Source organism: Pseudomonas fakonensis (assembly GCF_019139895.1).
In the GTDB taxonomy this organism is placed as follows: Bacteria; Pseudomonadota; Gammaproteobacteria; order Pseudomonadales; family Pseudomonadaceae; genus Aquipseudomonas; species Aquipseudomonas fakonensis.
The window spans coordinates 2,059,824-2,078,624 of record NZ_CP077076.1; the positions used below are offsets into that span (position 1 = coordinate 2,059,824).

The 18,801-nt window shown below is 55.4% G+C and carries 12 protein-coding genes and 1 pseudogene; 5 read left to right on the forward strand and 8 right to left on the reverse strand.

The window, feature by feature from the left end:
• Window positions 1–219 precede the first annotated feature (219 nt).
• The 5 genes from KSS94_RS09360 to KSS94_RS09380 form a co-directional block, all read right to left on the reverse strand.
• The gene (locus KSS94_RS09360; RefSeq protein ID WP_217842706.1) at window positions 220–1,245 is read right to left on the reverse strand and encodes a DEAD/DEAH box helicase; all 1,026 of its coding nucleotides are present in this window, start codon (window positions 1,243–1,245) and stop codon (window positions 220–222) included.
• A complete protein-coding gene (locus KSS94_RS09365; protein WP_217842707.1) occupies window positions 1,230–2,795 on the reverse strand; it encodes an ATP-dependent nuclease in 1,566 nt (521 codons plus the stop codon). Before KSS94_RS09365 ends, KSS94_RS09360 begins: the two co-directional genes overlap by 16 nt.
• A 454-nt stretch (window positions 2,796–3,249) precedes the next feature.
• Window positions 3,250–5,445 carry a DEAD/DEAH box helicase gene (locus KSS94_RS09370; RefSeq protein WP_217843553.1) on the reverse strand — a complete coding sequence of 732 codons (2,196 nt, stop codon included), beginning with the start codon at window positions 5,443–5,445 and terminating at the stop codon, window positions 3,250–3,252.
• A 43-nt stretch (window positions 5,446–5,488) separates the two neighbouring features.
• Entirely contained in the window at window positions 5,489–6,784 is a 1,296-nt protein-coding gene (locus tag KSS94_RS09375) for an ATP-binding protein (RefSeq protein ID WP_217842708.1), read from the reverse strand.
• Window positions 6,781–9,207 (reverse strand): tellurite resistance TerB family protein, encoded by a 2,427-nt coding sequence (locus tag KSS94_RS09380; protein WP_217842709.1) that lies wholly within the window; start codon window positions 9,205–9,207, stop codon window positions 6,781–6,783. Before KSS94_RS09380 ends, KSS94_RS09375 begins: the two co-directional genes overlap by 4 nt.
• A 435-nt stretch (window positions 9,208–9,642) precedes the next feature.
• Between KSS94_RS09380 and KSS94_RS09385 the strand changes: the two genes are divergently transcribed.
• Window positions 9,643–9,933, forward strand: coding sequence for a hypothetical protein (locus KSS94_RS09385; RefSeq protein WP_217842710.1), 291 nt, complete (start codon window positions 9,643–9,645; stop codon window positions 9,931–9,933).
• A gap of 741 nt (window positions 9,934–10,674) precedes the next feature.
• Here the strand turns inward: KSS94_RS09385 and KSS94_RS09390 are convergent.
• Window positions 10,675–11,052, reverse strand: a complete 378-nt coding sequence (locus tag KSS94_RS09390; RefSeq protein ID WP_217842711.1) for a hypothetical protein — start codon at window positions 11,050–11,052, stop codon at window positions 10,675–10,677.
• 194 nt (window positions 11,053–11,246) lie between these two features.
• On the opposite strand from KSS94_RS09390, the gene KSS94_RS09395 reads away from it, so the two are divergent.
• The gene (locus KSS94_RS09395) at window positions 11,247–11,951 is read left to right on the forward strand and encodes a YaaW family protein (RefSeq protein WP_217842712.1); all 705 of its coding nucleotides are present in this window, start codon (window positions 11,247–11,249) and stop codon (window positions 11,949–11,951) included.
• Window positions 11,942–12,910, forward strand: a complete 969-nt coding sequence (locus tag KSS94_RS09400) for a hypothetical protein (RefSeq protein WP_217842713.1) — start codon at window positions 11,942–11,944, stop codon at window positions 12,908–12,910. The genes KSS94_RS09395 and KSS94_RS09400 overlap by 10 nt, the downstream gene beginning before the upstream one ends.
• A 268-nt stretch (window positions 12,911–13,178) precedes the next feature.
• Here KSS94_RS09400 and KSS94_RS09405 read toward each other — a convergent pair whose 3' ends face one another.
• Window positions 13,179–15,230 carry a Dor-1 like family protein gene (locus tag KSS94_RS09405; RefSeq protein ID WP_217842714.1) on the reverse strand — a complete coding sequence of 684 codons (2,052 nt, stop codon included), beginning with the start codon at window positions 15,228–15,230 and terminating at the stop codon, window positions 13,179–13,181.
• A gap of 595 nt (window positions 15,231–15,825) precedes the next feature.
• On the opposite strand from KSS94_RS09405, the gene KSS94_RS09410 reads away from it, so the two are divergent.
• Entirely contained in the window at window positions 15,826–16,017 is a 192-nt protein-coding gene (locus KSS94_RS09410) for an MbcA/ParS/Xre antitoxin family protein (RefSeq protein WP_217842715.1), read from the forward strand.
• Between the two features lie 1,097 nt (window positions 16,018–17,114).
• A pseudogene (locus KSS94_RS09415) lies at window positions 17,115–17,290 on the forward strand (transposase domain-containing protein); the annotation flags it as partial.
• 107 nt (window positions 17,291–17,397) lie between these two features.
• Here the strand turns inward: KSS94_RS09415 and KSS94_RS09420 are convergent.
• Window positions 17,398–18,603 carry a reverse transcriptase family protein gene (locus KSS94_RS09420; RefSeq protein WP_217842716.1) on the reverse strand — a complete coding sequence of 402 codons (1,206 nt, stop codon included), beginning with the start codon at window positions 18,601–18,603 and terminating at the stop codon, window positions 17,398–17,400.
• Window positions 18,604–18,801 lie beyond the last annotated feature (198 nt).

The following is an 18,801-nucleotide window of genomic DNA, read 5'->3' on the forward strand; positions in this document are numbered from 1 at the left end:
GTGATGTCAGTAGGAGACTCACGATGCCGCGCTCGGGGCATCACAAGATTTTCACGTTGGAAGGGGTAGGGTTGATTTAGCTCCTTGATGCATCATCCAGCCCGCTCCTCCATCGCGGGCTTTTTTTTTGCCTGGCTCGAACCCATCTAGGGTTGCCCTCAGTGCATATCAAATACCCTTCACCGCGGTCCCAAAGCTACGTCTCAAACTCCCTAGGGCCTAAATTTTATACGCTTTGAAGAGCTTGTCAGGCGCCACATAGACGCTACCGCGAGCCCGTGAGAAGGCCACATAAAGCTTGTTGCGGGTTTGGGCAACGGACTCATGGAGCGTCCCTGAAAGGTATTGCTTCCATGCCTTGGCACCGAGGATGACACACACATCCTGGTAGTGATCCTGCCCTTTGCTGGCTCCCCAGTTCTGTGAATAGCAGCCGTACTTGTAGTGCTGTTCGTAGAACAGCTTCACCACTGACTGATCGGCATGCAACTGATCAGCCAGCGTCTGCGTATCGACGTTGACGATCTCGGTGGCCCGATCCTCATGGGCGCCGATATCGATCTGCAGATGCACTCGGATGAGCTCACAAACGGTGGTGCCGCATCGCCAGCTTTTGCTCAAGGTTTGCTTGTCGACCGTGATGCCTGCATCCCTGAATTTTTTCTCGTAACGCCCCAGATCGTCATGCAGCGTACGATTGACCGAGCCGTCGCGGCTGGTGTCGAAGGTGTGTTGGTAGAAATCGCCCACAAATAGCATGTCAGCCTGGGCGGCTGACACTTCCAGCAGTAGGTTGAAGTCATGGCCGGCGAAATCCTGAACCTCGTCTACGTAGACCGCATCGTAGAAACGTTCGATTCGAGTTCTCACAGCGGGGAGGAGGCCCTTGATCTCGATCAGCTTGGCCAGGCGATTGTGGTAGAGACGACCTTTGGAGTCGCGGTACCGCGCCATGTTGTTAAGTGGGAGCCTTAAATCCGGCGGCCTTTTGAAATTCAGACCGCGTGTAGAAAACTGCATCTGCCCGATCGGACGGAAGCAGAAGGCATGCAGAAAACCGAAGTAAGTCATCAGCGCAATATTCGGCGGAAGGAGGCCGAATTTCTTGATGATGCTGTTGCGCAGATGGCGGTAGTTGTTCTCGGTGTAGGTGATGAGCAACGCTCGCCTGTCGAGGCTGAGCTGGCTGATCAGGTGGGTGGTTTTGCCTGAGCCGGCTACCGCAAAGATCACTCTCTTATCCATGCGATCGCATCCTGGATGTATTGAGGTGTGGTGAGCTCAGCAGTCATCTGCGTCAGTAGCTCAAAGGCCGCGTCTGCCTTGTTCTTGAGCATGTACTCCTGAACGGTCAGCGTTTTGCGGGTGCCACCGAACAGCACATCGCAGAGGGCCTGGTTGTCCTGGTACAGACCGATTTCGAACGTCGAACGGGTGTTGTCAGGATCGGCGAAGATCCGAGCATGGTCGTACAAGCAGCCGTCGTAGTTGTCGACACAGTGCTGCTGATGGTTTCCGTCGTTGTCGCGGATTGCGGCCACCTTGATGCCCAGGAGTTTTCCGAGCTCAAGGTAGCGCTTAAAGCTTGTACCACCGATGGATATGATGTGCACGCCGTCGGCCTGTGGCGTGCGGCCATTGGTGGCCCGCTTGTACATTTCCTCGATAAGGATGAATTCGGCATCGCCTTCAACCAGGATCACCTTGTGCGAGAGGGCGAACTCCAGGACGTTATTATCAGGTGCCTTCATGAAGAAATTAGCGGTGCTTTGGGTCAGCGCTTTAAGACGCCCTGCCTTCTGATCGCTGCCCAGCAGGAGGGCATGCCGCAGGTCGAGCCGTGAGCTGATGTGGCTGCTGTGAGTCGCGATGAACAACTGCGTGCCGGCAGTTTCGGCAAGCTGCTCGACCAACTGCTTCATCTTGGTGTGGCTGAGGTGGTTTTCGGGTTCCTCCAGCAGCAGGGCATTGAGCTCCTTGGCATCGTGCTTTCGCAATGCGAACTCAGTCTTGATGAAGCACTGCTCCCCCTTGCCTCGGTTTTCGATCGGAATGCCATCCTTGGTGATGATCAAGTCTGTTTCCAGATTCGAGCGGATGCTGGTTCTGACCGCGAATTGAAAGTTGCCCAGGTCTGCATTGAGTGCGGCAAGCTCGGTGTCACGGAATGCTTCTTTGCCGCGGCGATAGCGGTTTTCAAGGTTGAAGCGCTGGGGTGGTTGAGCATTGAAGCTGAAGACGGTTCGGGTGTACTCGCGTGCGGCGTACTCACTGTCGATGCGCGAGCTGTCCAGCATCAGGTGTTTCACCGGGCGCCGATAGCTGACATGGGGCTCGCCGGCGAAGGTGCTGAACCTTACTGCGTAATACTCGTAGGGGAAGTTGTCTGGATCTTCGCGCAGCAGGTCGATGATCGTCGGGCCGTATTCTTCGAGCAGCGGGGCAATCTTCATCTGAATGCCGTCGGTCATGACACCGGTTAGGTTTTGCGTGCCATGCAGACCCGGTGCATCGCCTTCTTCGATAGCTACGTCAACGACTACTTCAGGAAGTAGGTCTAGCGTGCGCGGCCCTTGAAGGAATGTACGCACGGCAGCCTGTGACAGCAGGGATTCATAGCCAATGGTTTCTACCCGGCTGCGGCTTGCACTCAGGGCCAGATCCAGAGCAAGCAGAACGCTGCTTTTGCCCGTCTCGTTATCACCAATCAGTACGTTCACGTCGTCTTCAAAATCGAGCGTCAACGAGCCGAATTTTTTGAAGTTTTGGAGCGTCAGTTTCTTGATTGCGGGCATTGCGAATACCTTCTCCGAACGTGAGCAATTGGGTCGTCATGAGTCTCAGGCTTTGGCTGCCTGGCGATTGGCTTCACTCTGGCGGCGCATCTCTATAATCGGATGATCCCCGGTGATCACCGCGCCTAAGTGCATGGGGCTCGGCAGCTTGAGCTGGCCATCCCACATCGGCGCGTTGAGACATCCATGCGATCAATAGCTGTCTAGCAGCCATACAAACAGCCTCAAGGCTAGCAATGTGATATTGCATCGTCCAATCCGGGGGACTAGTACTTTCGTTACACAGGATGTCATGCAGGACAGTGTGACGAAGGGACGCCCCCGCTGATGTGGGGGCCACGCGGCTGATCGAAAGGCAGCGTTGCTGTGCAGACAAAGCGACCTAATTTTTAGACTTACAAAATTCCTACACGTAAGCCTGCTGCTGCAGGAGGAGTGGCGCACGGTTTGCCACTTATAAAGTCAGGTTCTCACCTGCGCTGAATTTTCTTGCTAGCAGGATTGCGTCTTTGATGTTGAGATGACTTGAGGCGAACGATTTCATCAATAGTGAGCGGGGAAGCGCCCAGTCCCACTTTTCACGAGTCATGTTCTCAACATTGTCGAGCATGGGTGCGATGTCTTCCGGGTTGAGTCTGCTCACAGTACGAAGCGCTCGGAGCGTGTCCTCTTCGTTGAAAGCGATCTCAAGCGATAGCCCACGATTGTCAGTCTGAATACCGACATGATTCAGGAGCAAAGCCAGTGCATCGTTGGTGTAGTCACCTTGCCATGTCAGGAGCTGAGTACTGCTCTCAGAGCTAATCAACTGCGAGCTTTCTAGGCCCATGGCCTGGAACGTCAGTCTGGCTTCATGAAGAAGTGCCTGCGCTTGCTTGTCCAGGAAAGGGCAGGGAGCCGTTTCCATCAGCACATTTTTCATCTCAAGCCTGACGCGGTCGTGCACCTGAGCTCCGAGACCTTCAAATTGCGGGGCAACGCCACCGCGCGCCGGCGAAACCACGATCACTTTCGCTTCGAGGTCAACATCCTGCACCTGCCATCGACGACCACCAAAGATGATGCGCTGTCCTTTGGACAGTGGACGGCTAACCGGCAACGATCCCAACGGTTTTCCATCTCGCAGCAGACGGAACTCTTCGTCGCTGGTAAACGCGGTGTAGAACTCATAGTGGTTGATAAGGCGCTCGCCCAGCTCGCCGGGGAGTAGAAGGCCCGAACTGTCCTGAACGATAAGCTCTTTCTCGCCCATGCTCTTGAGCAGAGACATCAGGTCGAACTTGGATACGCTGCCAAAGCTACCGCTCGCAACCAGGTTGCTCCAGAGCTGCTGCGCACTTGCGCCGCCAAGTTGCGCAATGGAGGAGAGGCACTGCTGAACCAGGGTCGAGGCATGAACTCCTTGTGCTCGGGGCGGCTCGAACCAGCCGGCAATCAGCAGTCGAATCATCGCGACGGTTTGTACCAGGCCTTCTCGAAGCTGATCAGACAAACTGGATTGATCCGTCAGTGGGCTTTCACGGCAATAAACGCGCAGCGTCGCAGGTTCTCCAGGGCGGCGCCCGGATCGACCTAGCCGTTGACGTAGGCTGGCCACTGATGGCGGGCAGCCCACCTGCGCCACAGCTCGGATGTTTCCGATGTCGATGCCTAGCTCCAGCGTAGTGGTACAGACCGCGGAGGCAGGAGGATCACCCGCTTTCAGGGCGCGTTCCGCATCTTCACGCAGTTCTTTGGAGAGGCTGCCATGGTGGGGCCAGAACTCATTGGGCACACCGTCCTGCTCACACAACGCGCGTAATCGGTCGGCGAACCATTCGACCTCTTGCCGTCGGTTCGGAAAGATAAGATTGTTGTGTCCTCTCAGCACCTTGTACAAATGGCTGGCGATTGCGACCTTTGAACCGGATGTATTCTCTTCCGGTTCATCCTCTGCTGGTTGCTGATCGGCTGGAATTGCAGGGCGCGGACGCGCTGCAACTTGCTGCATGGGTTGTTCGATATATCCGCGAACCTGTACCTGGAGTTCCTGCCCAGAGGATTTTGACTCGACAATGGTGACGCCATCGGGCTGGCCAGGCCTGAGAAAGATACACGCCAAGGACATGTCACCCAACGTGGCAGACAGTCCAATCCGCGGGAGTGCTTTGCCAGTCAAGATTTCAACGCGCTGCATCAGCGACTGAAGCTGCTTTCCACGTTCACTGCCAATGAAGGCATGAAGCTCATCTACGACGATGTAGCGCAGGTTCTGGAGAAGCCCGGGCAGGCTGGAACCACGATTCACGAACAGCGCTTCCAGTGACTCTGGTGTAATCAGCAGGATGCCGTGCGGCGACTTGAGGAAACGTTGTTTCTTACTGGCTGCAACATCGCCATGCCAGGCTACCACCGGTAGCTCCAAGCGTTCGCAGAGTCTACTCAATCTGTCCCACTGATCGTTGATCAAAGCCTTCAGCGGGCTGATGTAGAGCACCGCTCCAGCAGGATCAGCGTGATTGAGAAGGTTGGTTAGGATGGGTAGAAACGCGGCCTCTGTTTTACCGGCTGCAGTAGATGCCGCGATGATCACATCACGGTCAGCATCAACCAGCGCGGGAACAGCCCATTCCTGAGCGTCCCGCAACGATGTCCACCCTTGAGACCAGATCCATTGCTGTATGTCCGGATGCAGGCGCTCGAAGGATGAGGAGTCAGAGCTTGAAACTGGCGAGCTCATCGTCTGCCTCAACTTCTAGATCCTGCTGACCTCCATCATCTTTGGTTAGCTCAACGGCGCCCAAAAGGGTGCGCCAATCGGCAGTTGGGTTCTGCTCGATGACTGCGAGCAAATTTATGAACGCCGTGATCGTTGTACGTGGAGTACGGAAATACGCTTCGCCTAGGCGTTGATTGCAGTGGGCCATGAACGCTGGAATGGCCTCATCCGGCAGCAGAAACTTTTCAGGCTCGCCGTAGGCGTAGACATGACGCAGCTTCTGTAGCAGCACATAAAAATCTTCTGGGGTCAGGCTGCTGAGGCGAATGACCGGGCCCGAGAGGTCAACCAAGCCAGATTTTGCGAACGTATTTTCCGCCAGGCGCGACTGAAGGGCAGGGTAGCTATAGAGGCCGCGGCGGGTATCCATCAGGAACTCAGGTGTACCTCCCAGGACAAAACCCAGTCCTTCAGCCGAGCCCTGCAGCGAGTCATTGAGGATCCGCAAGATCTGCTCGTAGTTGGCATTGCGGGCTTGAGTATTTGCGAGCTTATACAGGTTGACCAGCTCATCAAGACAGACCATCAATCCACCAAAACCTGCCAAACGCACGAAGCGGGACAGCAGCTTGAGCTGATCATAGACCGCTGCATCGTCAACGATAGTGCGAACGCCCAAGGCTGCGCGCGCATCGGTTTTCGTCGAAAACTCACCACGCAGCCAACGAATTGCATCCGCTTTGAGTTGCTCATTGCCTTCTTCAAAGCCGCGACAGTACGCCGCGATTACTTCGGCGAAATCGTAGCCGTTGACCATCTCGGTCAGTTCCGCAAGGTACTCACGGATGACGACTTCACTTTCGACGCCTTTGGTTTTTGCTTCTGACTTGGCCTGCGAGATAAATTTCTCGACAATCCCCTGAAGCGCACCACCGTCTGGTTTGGTACGGGTGGCCATGTTCTTGGCGAGCTCAGAATACAACGAACGAGCTTGTCCGCCTGAGGCATGCAGTCGACGATCAGGGTTCAGGTCGGCATGCATGGTCACCAGCTTACGCTCCATTGCGATGCCGCGGACGAGGTTCAGGAAGAACGTTTTGCCTGCCCCATACTCACCAACCACTACTCGGAATGCCGAGCCACCATCTGCTAGGCGATCGACATCCTTGAGTAGTGAGTCGAGCTCGCCCGCCCGGCCAACCTGTATGAGATGCTGACCCACGCGTGGGACAACGCCAGCGCGCAGCGATTGAATGACCGCGTCGCGATCCTTGGCTCGTATCTTACTCATAGGGCTAATTCGTCCAGAATTTCGGGGTTGATTTCGATGGGATCATCGCCTTCGGTCACAGGCATTTCGAACAGCTCGAAGGCCTTTTCGTTGATCTCCTCAAGCGCGCCGTCCAGCATCAGCTCCATGTCACTCGCAGCATCCTCAAGCTCCGCACGACTCCACTCGGTTCGCGATACCAGTAGACGCAAGAATGCAGAGTGTTCAACGTCCAGGCCGTGCAGGGTGGCATGCTGGTCAACTAGGTTTTCTTCAGTTTCGCCGGCGGCATTGTGTTGCTGAGAAGGCCCTGCCTCCACGGCAGATTCATCGCTGAATACGTTGGCAAGCAACGCCGATACTTCTGCTGTTTCTTGCTGCAGGCGGGCAACCTTGTCCATATCCAAGGTAAAGCCAGCATTGCCTTGTTGGCCAAGGCCTGAGTCCAAGGTGCCCGCACTTGCAACCGCCTCAACCGTGCTAGGAGGGCGTACAGCTGCACTGTGCAAGTCGCTGTAGACGAACTGGGGATCCAGGGAGAGCGACTTGTAAACGCGCTCTAACAGTTTTACTTCCTGGGGTGTGACCTCCCCATCGGCCTGTGCCAGGTGAGCTAGGAAGCTGGCGATTTTTCGCTTGGCGTCCGCGGTCAGCGGTTCGAGCTTCTTCTTGAGGCTAGCCAGCGTAGGAGGCTGCTTCAGCTGAATCTGCAAGTGGGCCTTCAGTCGCCTACGGTGGGCCACGCAAAGGTGATCCCAAGAATCGATATGGCCGGACAGCAGGCTCACTTCTTCAAGGGATGTATCTCCGTCAGCGGCGGCTACAGCGCTGGCCAGATCCAGCGTTACTGCCGCGGCACTGTATGCATCTGTCGAACGAAGGGTACCTTCATCAGCTTCCGACGCAAACATAGCAATAGTGTCTTCGGACTTTGGCGTCCGGCCACCAGAAAGGACATCCGGCTCTAGGCCGATCCGCTTTGTTTCAAGGGCCCGGGCCAGTGCCATGACCTTGTCACGAGAAAGTGCGCCGGCAGATTTGAAGCGTCCGGCCAGCTCTCCAAAACTCATGCAAATGGTCTCACCACCCACACGATGCTCCAGTTGTTCGAGCTCCGCTTTGGCCTCTGCAGGCCAGAGCTCTGTGGGGAGCTGCAATATTGCTTCAAGGTTGTGGCCTGCTTCGGGATTTCGACCCAGGTATCGACTGTAAGGATCGAGCACGGCAGTGCACTCATCAACGATCACTTGAAGCTTGTTGCGAGTGCCAGACGTCGCAGCTACATCTGGGAGATCGCCAATTGCAACGGCGGGAATGCTGAGGGTTGCAGATGCGGGTCGATACGCGATCTTGAGTTTGGTTTTGTTTTGAACCAGCGTAATCCCATTGGGGTAGCGTTTGGAGAACTCGTTCCTGAAGAGGGCCGCAAATTGTTCAGGGCAGCGGGTTACGGGCGTGCGTCTGGAAATATTCGGCTCGCTAAGCGCCCAGGCTAGCGCCCAGCTTGGGTTCAGCGGATGCTTGTCCACTGCCATTTGCCCCAGCGCGACACGCAGCGGCATCGGAAGCTCGTAGCCCTCCATGCCCGTTGCGGGTGGTTCGCTCAGGTAGCTTTGAGACTGGACTGAGCCTATGTCGAGATGAGCCAGGAAGCGAGTTGCATAGCCGCGGAACGACGAATTTTCCCCGTAGAGTTCAAGCAGGCGCTTAACCTCAGCTTTGATGGCGGGGAGTTCGGATTTGGCTTGTGGATCGTTCGGCGCGTCAATGAGTGCGCGGCGCTCAAGGCCATAGAAAAACAGAAAGACGTAACCCACGTCGGCTGGCTGACGACGTCCTCCGGCCAGCCACTGCAGGTAGGCTCGCCGAGCTTCGGGGGTGATGCCCTTGTAGCTTGGCCAGTAGGACATTTGCCGGTCGGTAAGGCTCATTGGCGAACGTGCTACACGAAGTGTTGCATCAACAAGAGACGGCTCTTGGTTACCAAAAGGAGTCGCTCGTTCGCAGACATAGATCAGGCCGCCGGGAATAGCCAGCCCGGCCACATTGATGGTTTCGCCTTCAGATAGCCAGCGTACACCCACAGGCTTCCCGCTGGGTTTCGGGATTGCAAAACTCTGATTGGCAGAGGTTGATCCCACCTGCACGGTGTGGAACTCGCGCTCGCGTGTGCCGGTGCTGAATTGGACGGTGAGGCTAGGAGAGTTCATAGCCTGGGTGGCTGCAGCGACTTCAGCTGCGAGAGCTTCCTCCTCCTCGTCCTGCGCAGCATAACGCTTGTTCTGGGAGGTACGCTTGACCGCCCAAATCAGCAGGGCAATGCCTGCCAAAATGCCTAAGGTGATCCACACCTGTTTGGGAATTTGCGCCAGAAGGGCAACAACCAACAACAAGGCGTACAGAGCGATCGAGCCGCCGCTGCCCCCTTTGAGCTTCCGTGGCATAAATGTCTTCCGTGCAGTGGGTGATGGCCAAATGGCATTCTCACGGATTTTTCCTGCCCGGCCAAGCCTATTAGACGAAGGGCTCCCGGCGACATTGCTAGCTAGAAACGATAGTGATTTGACTGGGCAACCTGGAAGTTCGGTTACTACCGCTTAGTGAATTTACTCTGATGATGGGAATGGCGATGGGACACGTGGATGGTGTGAGTTCGGTGCGTCATCCCGTTTTTTCTCTCCAAGGCAGCCTAGCTGTCAGGGTGAGAGATTCGATCGTCTGCGAAAGAAGAATTTGAGCCCTCGGGAACGGCTCGGATTGAAGGCTAACCACCAACCGTCTTATCACGCGTTCATTTTTTGGCTGTTACGTTGCATGGCCGTCCGACTGCGCTAAGGTGTGATGACACTTATCTAATACTAAAGTCGTAGGAGAGTGGCATGCGCATACGCGGTGACGTTTTCTGGAACTGGGCAGATCCAACGCTCCATCACCGTACTCATGACGAGAACCTCAACGACGGGACGACCATTGATGTTCAGGTGCGATTGTCACGACTCGGAGGCACGAAGATGTTCATTGGCGTCTATGCGCGCAGTGGCATGATGCTCCATGAGGAGGCGTTTGATTCACGACCGGGGGAGTCGATGACCAGGGCTCTGGCGTGGGGGGTAGGGCTGGCAAGGCGATTGGCAATGGAGCGAAAAACCGCTGAAAAAGACGTCGCCTAAAAGGCGCGCTGTGGCTGAGCGTGCGCTCCAGGCTTGACCGTTTGGCCTTCCTTCATGGTTCAGGCGTGAAGGTCAGACACTCGTTGCTATCGTCGTCAGGTTTGCGAGTACGCTGCCTCAATACTGCTTCGCGCCTCAACCTGTCCGCCACTTCGAAAATCTTATCCGCTGGATCAGGGTTGCAGCTCTCATAGCCATTACGCGCGAGCTCTGCGAAAGCCTTCTCAACAGCTCGTTCTTTAGGATTTCGGTCAATGAATCTCTTCATGAACGAGGCTCGTCCTCACGTTTGGATGAGTGTGCAATCTGCAAGTGTCGCATCGTTCAGCGGTTTCTACACCAAGATCAGTCGCTGAGTCGACCGCCCGCTCAAGCGTAAGGACACTGCCGGTTACTGCACGTGATTTGTGTCCTACAATTTGCATCTAGGAGGGCGCCTGGTGAATAAGTACATTTTTTCCATTCTAGAAACTGATAATCCCCTGGTGAACCAGGCGATGGACGCGTTCAGGCGGTATCACGAAGCACAGGCAGCGAAGCTATCAGATGCGGAGGTCGAGCGGCTCCGCATTGAAGCAGAGAGCCTGTTTCAGGCCGTGTCCGAGTTCCAGCAACGTACGGGACGATGCTCTCCACTGATGAGGTAAGGCGAGGAAGTGGAGGGCGCATGTCTGCCGGTGACAACGCCAAAGTCGCCGAATGGCTTTCGAAGCCAAACGGCAGTTCGTCGGACTAAACGAGTTACACCGTCTGCCGGGTAGACACAAACGGTGTGACGTCTCGATCGTCTACCGCCTGCAGCTGAAAGTAACGCCCGTTGGCCTTCAGCGCGTGGATGATTCGACATTCAGCGTAAGCGGTGCTGTAGAAAGTACTCGGGCCCTGGATGTTGAGTACAAACTCCCCGGCGTAGCCTTGTTCATAGCTCAAGCTCTCCAAGGCCCCAGTGGATTCGCCATTAGCTTCAGCGATCTCGATCACTAGGGCCTTCAAGGCTGAACGATCCGTGTCTTTCACTTCCGCTGAAAATCTCACCTGACGTTGGCTTCGGAAACCGCCACCCGCACTGGCTGAGCCTATGCGGTTTAGTGTGATGTGAGCGAGCAGGACTACTTCCATATGAGCCTCTGTAAAAGTTGAGATTGCGGGACAACAGGATTTGGTAGCGTAGACGAAGCCAGTGGGCGCCTGATTTGTTAGCGGCTCTGCTTCGCGAGACACCGTAGCAGGTGCCCGCTAGAATCGGGAAATGCATGATGGCCTAACGCAATCGCTGTGGGTAGGCCAAGCACCGGCAAATCAACGGAGGTAGTATGGATCTTGTTGTTCCGCGAAACCGGTCACTCGAAGACCTGTTGTCGAACGCATTGAGCGCCGATTTGGACGTATTGGCCGACCTGATTACCGATAACGGCAAGGGTAGGGTGGCTCTGGATAGCAAGATCAAGACCACCATTCTCAACCGCAAGGCGAAGGGTGAGCTGCAGTCGATTCCTGATGTACTTGAAGCTGAAATCCGCTCGTTCGGCAGCAACAGCATCGCCACGCTGTTCAGGTCGAACGGGGTGGAGTACATAGAGCTTGCGACGGATGTGGCTAAAAAGCTCGACGGTAAGCCGGGCTCGTCCGCCGACATCTATGCCATCGAAGAAATGGTCATCGGTCTGGCGGTCAAGAAGTACATCGGGGACGTGGCTGCTGTGGACTATCGGGATATCGCGAAGCTATCGGCGTACATCGCCCAGATCGTGAAAGGCTTGATTTCAGCCGCGGGCGCTATTGGCGGTATTGCGGCTACTGGTGGCGCTGCGGGCGTGGCCGGAGCCGTGGGTGGACGCTTGCTCTCGTTGGCAGCTCCTCCGTTGGCGCTTGGAGCTGCTGGGGCTGCGATCTACCAAGCCACGTCACCTGCATTTCGCATCACCACTCCCGCGGTGCTTCAGGTGGCCAAGATTCGCCGGGCCCGATACGAAGCTGATTTCGCAACCTATTCGGAGAAACTACGCGCATGTCTGTGATGACTGAAGAGCTGCTGCGTTCTCTGCCAGACCTTCCGGATATTCTGGCCAAGCTCAAAAGTGGTGAGTATGAGTTACATGGGGGCGTAGTTCGCTATGCCAAAGGCACCGGGAAAGGCGGGCAGATTGTTGGGCACCTGCTCTTTCCAGGGGATAGCCAACAAACCCAGGCGCAACTCCAGCAGCTCCAGGACACTCTCTCAAATGGATTGGGTTCGCTTCAGACCGGGATGGATCACCTGCAGCAGAGCATGAGCGTGCTGCAAGGTTTGCAGACAGCCAATCTGGTTATGACCGGGTTGAACCTCGCGGTGACCACGGCAGGGTTTGTGATCGTATGCCAAAAGCTGAACAAGATCAGCGCGCAGATCCAGGCGCAATCGCAGACCATTGCTGAAACATGGAAGCTGGTCAGCGAGGCCCATGAGCGCAGCCAGCTCACGGATGAAGCGCAGTTCCGGTCATTGTTGCTATCTGCTCGTCAGTTCTGCGAGGAAGGCGATGTGCAGCAACTCAGGGCCCTCATCCCAGATTTCCACAAAGAGTATCAATTCACCAAGCTCGTGCTGGAGCGGCACGCCGCTATACCTGCAAGCACTGTTCAACGCTTGAGTGACATCAGGGTGCTGCAAGATCGCCTGGTGAACCTTGGCCTTGCGTTGTCACACGTTCAGGCAAAGTCAGGTGGGGTGAAATACGCTCATGAGTCCCTCGCCCAGCTTGAGACGGATGTTCGCGCGCTGAATGTCCAGCGTATTGAGGGCTTGGCTATCGACCGGGACACCGCGTCCAAGATCTCCCATGAGCAGTTCGCCGGCGTAACTGACTTCTTGCAGCATGGGAAGCAGATGATGCCTGCACTGGCCTACCAGAGCGAGGTCATCACCCTGGAAACCAAGCACCCGGGTCTATTGCAGCAGGCCTCCACCTCAAGAGAGATCATGTTCTTGGCTGCATGAGCGGTATCAATCTCAGAGCATGATTCGGAGCACTGGCGAGTCGAAAGGGATGGTGTTCTTTAGAACACCATCTGCATGCCTTGGTCGCTTCAGCTGATGCCGAGCAGGTATTTGCAGCCATCCCAAGCGGCGCCAGAAAAGATCGCGCCAACGGTGACCATGATGAGTGCAATGGCTCTGCGGCCTATGCGGCTCATTAGCATTGCGGGTTGCCACCCTTCAAGGCTGGCAGTGGAGTCGGTCACCCTGGGTGAGTGAAGGAGCGCCACTAACAGTGGACGCACCCGATTCCGAGGGCTGTGATGAGCGGCAGTGGGATCCACGCCTGAGGGTAAGTCTTCATGGCTGCATAGCTACCTAGCACCAACGCTACGCCGAGCAGAAGAGGCCCCCAAATCATCTTCAGTGAAAAGGCCAATCGGTCATACCGCGCGGTGGCCAAGCTTTGAGCTGCAGTGGTCTCATCCAGCCGTGTTTGCGTAGCCGCACGTTCTTTTCTTTCAGCTTCGAGCTCTGCGCTCACGCCCGTTAGATTCTCCGACGTGGCCTCCAAGTCGCGCTGTGCCTCTAGACGTGATTGCCTTTCCTGCTCAAGCTTTTCGCCCGCAGCCTTGAGGTTTTCAGAGACAACCCCCAGGTCGTGAACCGCTTCGTTGTGCAAAGCGATCAGTTCCTCCTTCACATACTCAAAGACCTCTTCATTGGAGGCGCTAGAGTTCTTTAGACGTGTTCGTAGCGCCTGGTTTGTGAGCATTAGCTTGATGGTCGACTCGGTAAAATCACCCACATTTTCGAATCGGGATATCGACTCAAGAATCTTGACGGTCACCTTTTCATCTTCCGCGTCGAACGACTGGAAGTAGAGGGACATCCGCAAGGAATCCAGCAGGACGTCATCCAGGTCAGTGCTTCTGGGAATCCAGAACTGGAGCAGCTGAATCAAGCTGCTCGGATGCAGCACCAAAGGCAGACCGCTGTCTTTGGCTGAGCGTTTCTGACGATCAAAGTTAATGAGTCGCCAATCGATGGTGACGGCCCAGTATTCAACGCTGAACGGCGAGTGGTCGTTGGTGGAGCGACGATCCTTGATGACATGCCACAGCACCGCATCGTGGATCAGCGTTTCGTAGCCCTTGCGTTTGGCTTCAGGTAGCTCATGAACCTCCCGTTCCATTTCGGTCAAAACGTCGTCGATGACTTCCTGTTTGACATTGTAGATTGCTGGGTTTGCGTCAAGGATCTTGATCCCCTTGCTTTCCAGAACTGCCCGCATGTCTTCAACGTAGGGGCGGAAGAAGGTTTCCGCGGTCAGCCCTGGGGATTTGGACGCTGCATCGAAGAACTTTTTCGCGATACTGGGGAGCGGTTGATTCAATGCTGCGCGGGACATGGCTCTGGACGTCCGAATGCGCTCAACCAATCGGATCTGGCTGGTCAGCACCCGCTGAACCTCTTCAAGCGTGCTCGGCAATACGTACAGGACGATTTCGAAGTTCTTGCCTGTACGCTGGGTGATTTCCACCAGCGACAATGCTGAGTCGTCTCCTGGGTTGTCATGCAGCTTCAAGATCGAGAAGAGGAAATTGGTGTCGAGTACCACCTTGATGGTGCGCTTTTTCTGCTGCCCCTCGATGGCCTTCAGCGTTGTCGATTTGAGCTGCGAGGACTCAGCAAAGAAATGAGCATTCATCAGGCGCAGGATGTGGCTGCGGCACGCTTCATTGGCCGGAGAGAAAAATGCTGCCAATGTCTGCCTGAGGCCATCCTGGCAATTCGGCGAGTACTTTGAGAGGAATGGATCAACCCAATCGACATCCCGTTCGAGCTTCCCGTCGACGAGCAGGTGGAATAGGTTCGCACCGGAAACCTGAATGGTGCGCTGCAGGCATTTCGTGAACTCTGCATAGACGCTCTTGGCATCCAGCTTAGGGCAGTGTTTTGCGCAGTTCTCGATGAAGACATCGTGGCAGCACTGCAGCTCCTTGTCGGCGATCGCCTTCGCTGCAGTTAGCTCGGCTCGCTTCGATTCAGTGAGCTTGTACTTTTTACCCAGAATGGTGACAGCACCCTGTGAGGACAGAGAGTCCAGCTGGGCGAGCAACCGATCATTGGCTACCTCGTAGTACAGATCGTCCTTCAGCTTGGCCTGAAGCTCGCTGAGATTGACCGATTTGTTCAGCTGCCACAGCGCGCTCTGGACGACCTGACCCAGCGCCTTTTTCCACCACCCTGACTCGTTAAGCTCCACATGGTGGATGAGGGAAACCGTCTCTGCAGATAGTGGATTCGGGATCATTTTTCTGCCTTTCTTAGCCTGCAACAAACCGTTTCCTTACACTGAATTCGACAAAGGCGCGAACAATGGGGCGCCTGGATGGCGGTTGATGGCCATTCAATCTCAGAAAGCTACTATTCCCCGGCTCGCTTCGCAAGCTGCTCATGGAGCTGCGATGAATTGCCCCAAGACTGGATTCAGACGATATAAGCGTCGATGGCAATCGGGATCTGAATTCTATGCGGCACCAGTGGCTTGGTGATCTTTCAGCAGCCCTCCACCACGCTAGGAGTGTCGGTGGGGTACTACTTCGAGTTCGGTTCGTTCTCGTGGTGGATGGAAGCGTAGCGCTATCTATTTGAAGGGCAGGGGCTAGGTTGGGCTAGGGAACGAGCTGAGGGCTGACCCCAAGCTGCAGGTGATCATAATTTGGGGGGGCAGCGCGAGTGATGCCTTGATCATTGTTTATGGGCGCGCAGCATTGGAGCCGTGTCTCGCGAAGGCAGGCATCGTCGTATAATGTTCATCAGCTATTCGGCGCATGTTCACTGATGTCGCGTTTGGACGGGCATTGAAACTGCATGCAACCTGGGGTTGTCGCTGAGTTGAGATCTCGTGGGTGTTATGGGGAGGAGGGCTCATGGATCATTTGAATCAGGCCTTGGCTGAGGCTGAAAGGGTGTTTGGAGACAGAGAAAAGGCCGCCGCGTGGATGTCCCAGCCGCGAGCTGTTTTCAGCAATAGATCTGCGTTGCAGCTCGCGTGCGATGAAGTCGGATATCAGAAGGTCAAGGACGAACTGAGTCGTCTGGAGCACGGTTTCGGCTGCTAGGTCTGCTTCCCCTACCGCGCGAAAGGATTTGCTTCATCCGTAGCGAATCTCGGGGCAGCGTCAGACAAATATGTCTAATCACGACGCTTTATTCTACATCGCGCCGTTTTTACACCCCACCCTCTTGAAAATTTTTAAACGAGACGGAGTTTTTATATTTGAGAACAAAGGAAAAGCTGAGGTGGTGCTTGCACCCCGATGCAGGGATATAGCGCGGTGTCGCGGACTCGCTTTACGGTTTTGATTTTGGAGGTTTTTCAGCCTTCGATTGGCTTGCCGCCAGGCAAGGCGAGGGCTGTCAGGGAGATCGGTTTTTAGGGCCGTTAGGCCCTACTTGCTCTTTGAATACAAACTTCAAAAGTGACCACATTTTTTTTGATGTGGGCCTCTACGCCCTAGGTTTTCCCCATGTCATCCAACCTGCACGGTGTTGGATGTGCTTGGCCCGCACCCGCCATTGGTGGCATAAGGTCAACGCGATGCGTTAGCTTCCAGTAAAGCCTCTGTCAGAGCCTCCAGGGCGTCTCCTAGGCGTGCATCTTCACGACTGTCACCGCTGGCTGGCCTGAACGATTGGCAGTGGCGTAGCAGGGCTTCGAGATCGTTTTGGTTGAGGTCTAGCTCGATATGCATGCTTAGGCTTTCTCGAAATGTGCAAATGGTGGGCTGCGGTTCTGTGGGTCGCGCGATGCCGTTGTGAGGTTTGTGTTGGAATGTGATGTTGAACGGCCCGTGTGGAGCACCGCGTGGCAGGTCTACGGTGAGTCTTTGAGCATTATTTTGAGCGAGGCATTGGTGAGCTACAAGCGCACCGCAGGTCTCGATGATTTGACGCGCCTGTATCCCATCACTGCCGGTGGCGAGGTGCTGGAGATCTTGAGGCAGGCCTTAATTCGGCGATGGCCTGATGGTCATTTCGGGCACTCAGACTCCTGTGTTGAAATGCGCTCGCGTCTCCGCTCGCACCTGCTCCAGTTCTTGTTACGCCGGCTAGTCAATGACCACTCCGGTGGGCATGTTCTTCGTGATGCCCTATTCGGGGTGGATTTGGGGATTTGAAGGTGACCAGCGGAGGAAAAGTGCCGACCGATCGAACACGGAGCGTCAAATCAGCGGCAGCGTTCATGGGAGTGATCCAGTCGCACGCCAGTATGGCCATGATCCGTATGTGCAGCTGAAGAATGTTCTCACGCGGCTGCCGACTCAGCGGGCGAGTGAGGCCGATCAGCTGCTGCCGCCTAAGTGGCAACCGATTCAATCACGCAAGGCGTGATGCAAGTACGCATCCCCCTAAGCAAATGCTTTCTGGGATCACCGTCGTCAGCGGGTCACGTTTTCAAGGTCGAATAAACTCAGCCCAGCAGCGTCAATGATTAGGAGTTAAAATGGCCACATGACCTTGTGGAATTCAGCCAGGCGCTTGGCGCCATACTCCGGATCGACTTGCACTGCGTAGGCGATAAGTCCTCGGACATGATTCTTAAAGCCGAGCACAGCATCAAATCCCCTGCGCTTTGCGTGCAATACTGGCCCAATCTTTGGATGCATACAGAAGTGCAGGTGTTGCTCCAGCTTGTAGCGAAACTCACGAGACAACCTGGGCCGATCACTATCCACGTACAACCCAAGAAGGATTTTCCGCCCTCTGGGAGGTACCACCACAGTTTTCGCCGTATTCGGCACAAACCCACACTTGGCCATTATCGCGTAGACCCGTCCGATCACTTGGCTTGCCCTACGGCGGTCGAAGCTTTTGTCACTTGTCGAAAACGCCAAGTCATCCGCATATCGGGTATAGACTAAGCCGTATTCATCGGCCAGTTCCGAGAGCATTTCATCTAAGCCGCGTGCGCACAGATTGGCGAGCAGTGGGCTGGATGGAGAACCTTGAGGCAACGATCCCTGAACTTGGGTGCCCGCGGGCTGCACGCCTTTAGAAGGGTTGGAGTAAGTGGTGATCGAATATCTTGAGATTCGGTTGGTTGGGTACGCGGTGGGCCCCTCACTCCAATTGAGCGGAACAACCCGGGTGCAAAGTCTGGCCATCTCGAAAGAAATCAGCGCTGGGTAGCCCGCACCTCGAAATACCTTGTAGACAGCTTGCTCTGGGATCGCCTCAAAAAAGTTCTTAACGTCCATCTTGATCAGCCATTTACAGCCACAGTGAACAGCGATTTCCTCGGCAATTTTATTGCCCTCGCTGTAAGCGATGCTCGCCGAATGCACCGCTAGGTGCGTCAGGATGTGCTCATGAATATAGCGCTGTACGCGTAGTACCACCGGAGACGGTATGCAGATGGTGCGGTAGCGCTGAGGCTCCCCTTTCTTGGACAATCTTTTGCGAATGCGGAATATCCGGTAGGCCCGATCTGTCCCTGTCTCGGTTTGGCGGCCAACAATGCCACGCAGAACAGCGTATGGAGTACCCGATAGCGCTGCCAAGTGCCGGAGCGTAAACACTGGAGTCAGGGATGGATGATGACCGGTGATCGACTTGCCATACTTAATGGCATTAACAAGAGCGACCTGGTTGACGCCAAGCTTCTGGCCGGTTGCTTTATAGGGCTGAGGTCGCCAGATTGCCATCTACTTTGACACCCGCAGGGTGAGAAACAGCGCGCCTGAGCATCGAGGCGAGCTTGCGACCGAGGGGCCCTCAGTGGGCGAAGGTGCGCTGATGCTTACACTTATGCGCACGCTACTCCGAAAAGGACAAAATATGTCCTCAATAGCATCATCATCAGTTGATACCGGGCGTGTCACCACGCCATTCTAGATGGAACA

Coding starts and splice junctions, on each gene's coding strand:
- KSS94_RS09360 (WP_217842706.1), bottom strand. CDS start 1,245: ATGGATAAGAGAGTGATCTTTGCGGTAGCCGGCTCAGGCAAAACCACC.
- KSS94_RS09365 (WP_217842707.1), bottom strand. CDS start 2,795: ATGCCCGCAATCAAGAAACTGACGCTCCAAAACTTCAAAAAATTCGGC.
- KSS94_RS09375 (WP_217842708.1), bottom strand. CDS start 6,784: ATGAGTAAGATACGAGCCAAGGATCGCGACGCGGTCATTCAATCGCTG.
- KSS94_RS09380 (WP_217842709.1), bottom strand. CDS start 9,207: ATGCCACGGAAGCTCAAAGGGGGCAGCGGCGGCTCGATCGCTCTGTAC.
- KSS94_RS09385 (WP_217842710.1), top strand. CDS start 9,643: ATGCGCATACGCGGTGACGTTTTCTGGAACTGGGCAGATCCAACGCTC.
- KSS94_RS09390 (WP_217842711.1), bottom strand. CDS start 11,052: ATGGAAGTAGTCCTGCTCGCTCACATCACACTAAACCGCATAGGCTCA.
- KSS94_RS09395 (WP_217842712.1), top strand. CDS start 11,247: ATGGATCTTGTTGTTCCGCGAAACCGGTCACTCGAAGACCTGTTGTCG.
- KSS94_RS09400 (WP_217842713.1), top strand. CDS start 11,942: ATGTCTGTGATGACTGAAGAGCTGCTGCGTTCTCTGCCAGACCTTCCG.
- KSS94_RS09410 (WP_217842715.1), top strand. CDS start 15,826: ATGGATCATTTGAATCAGGCCTTGGCTGAGGCTGAAAGGGTGTTTGGA.
- KSS94_RS09420 (WP_217842716.1), bottom strand. CDS start 18,603: ATGGCAATCTGGCGACCTCAGCCCTATAAAGCAACCGGCCAGAAGCTT.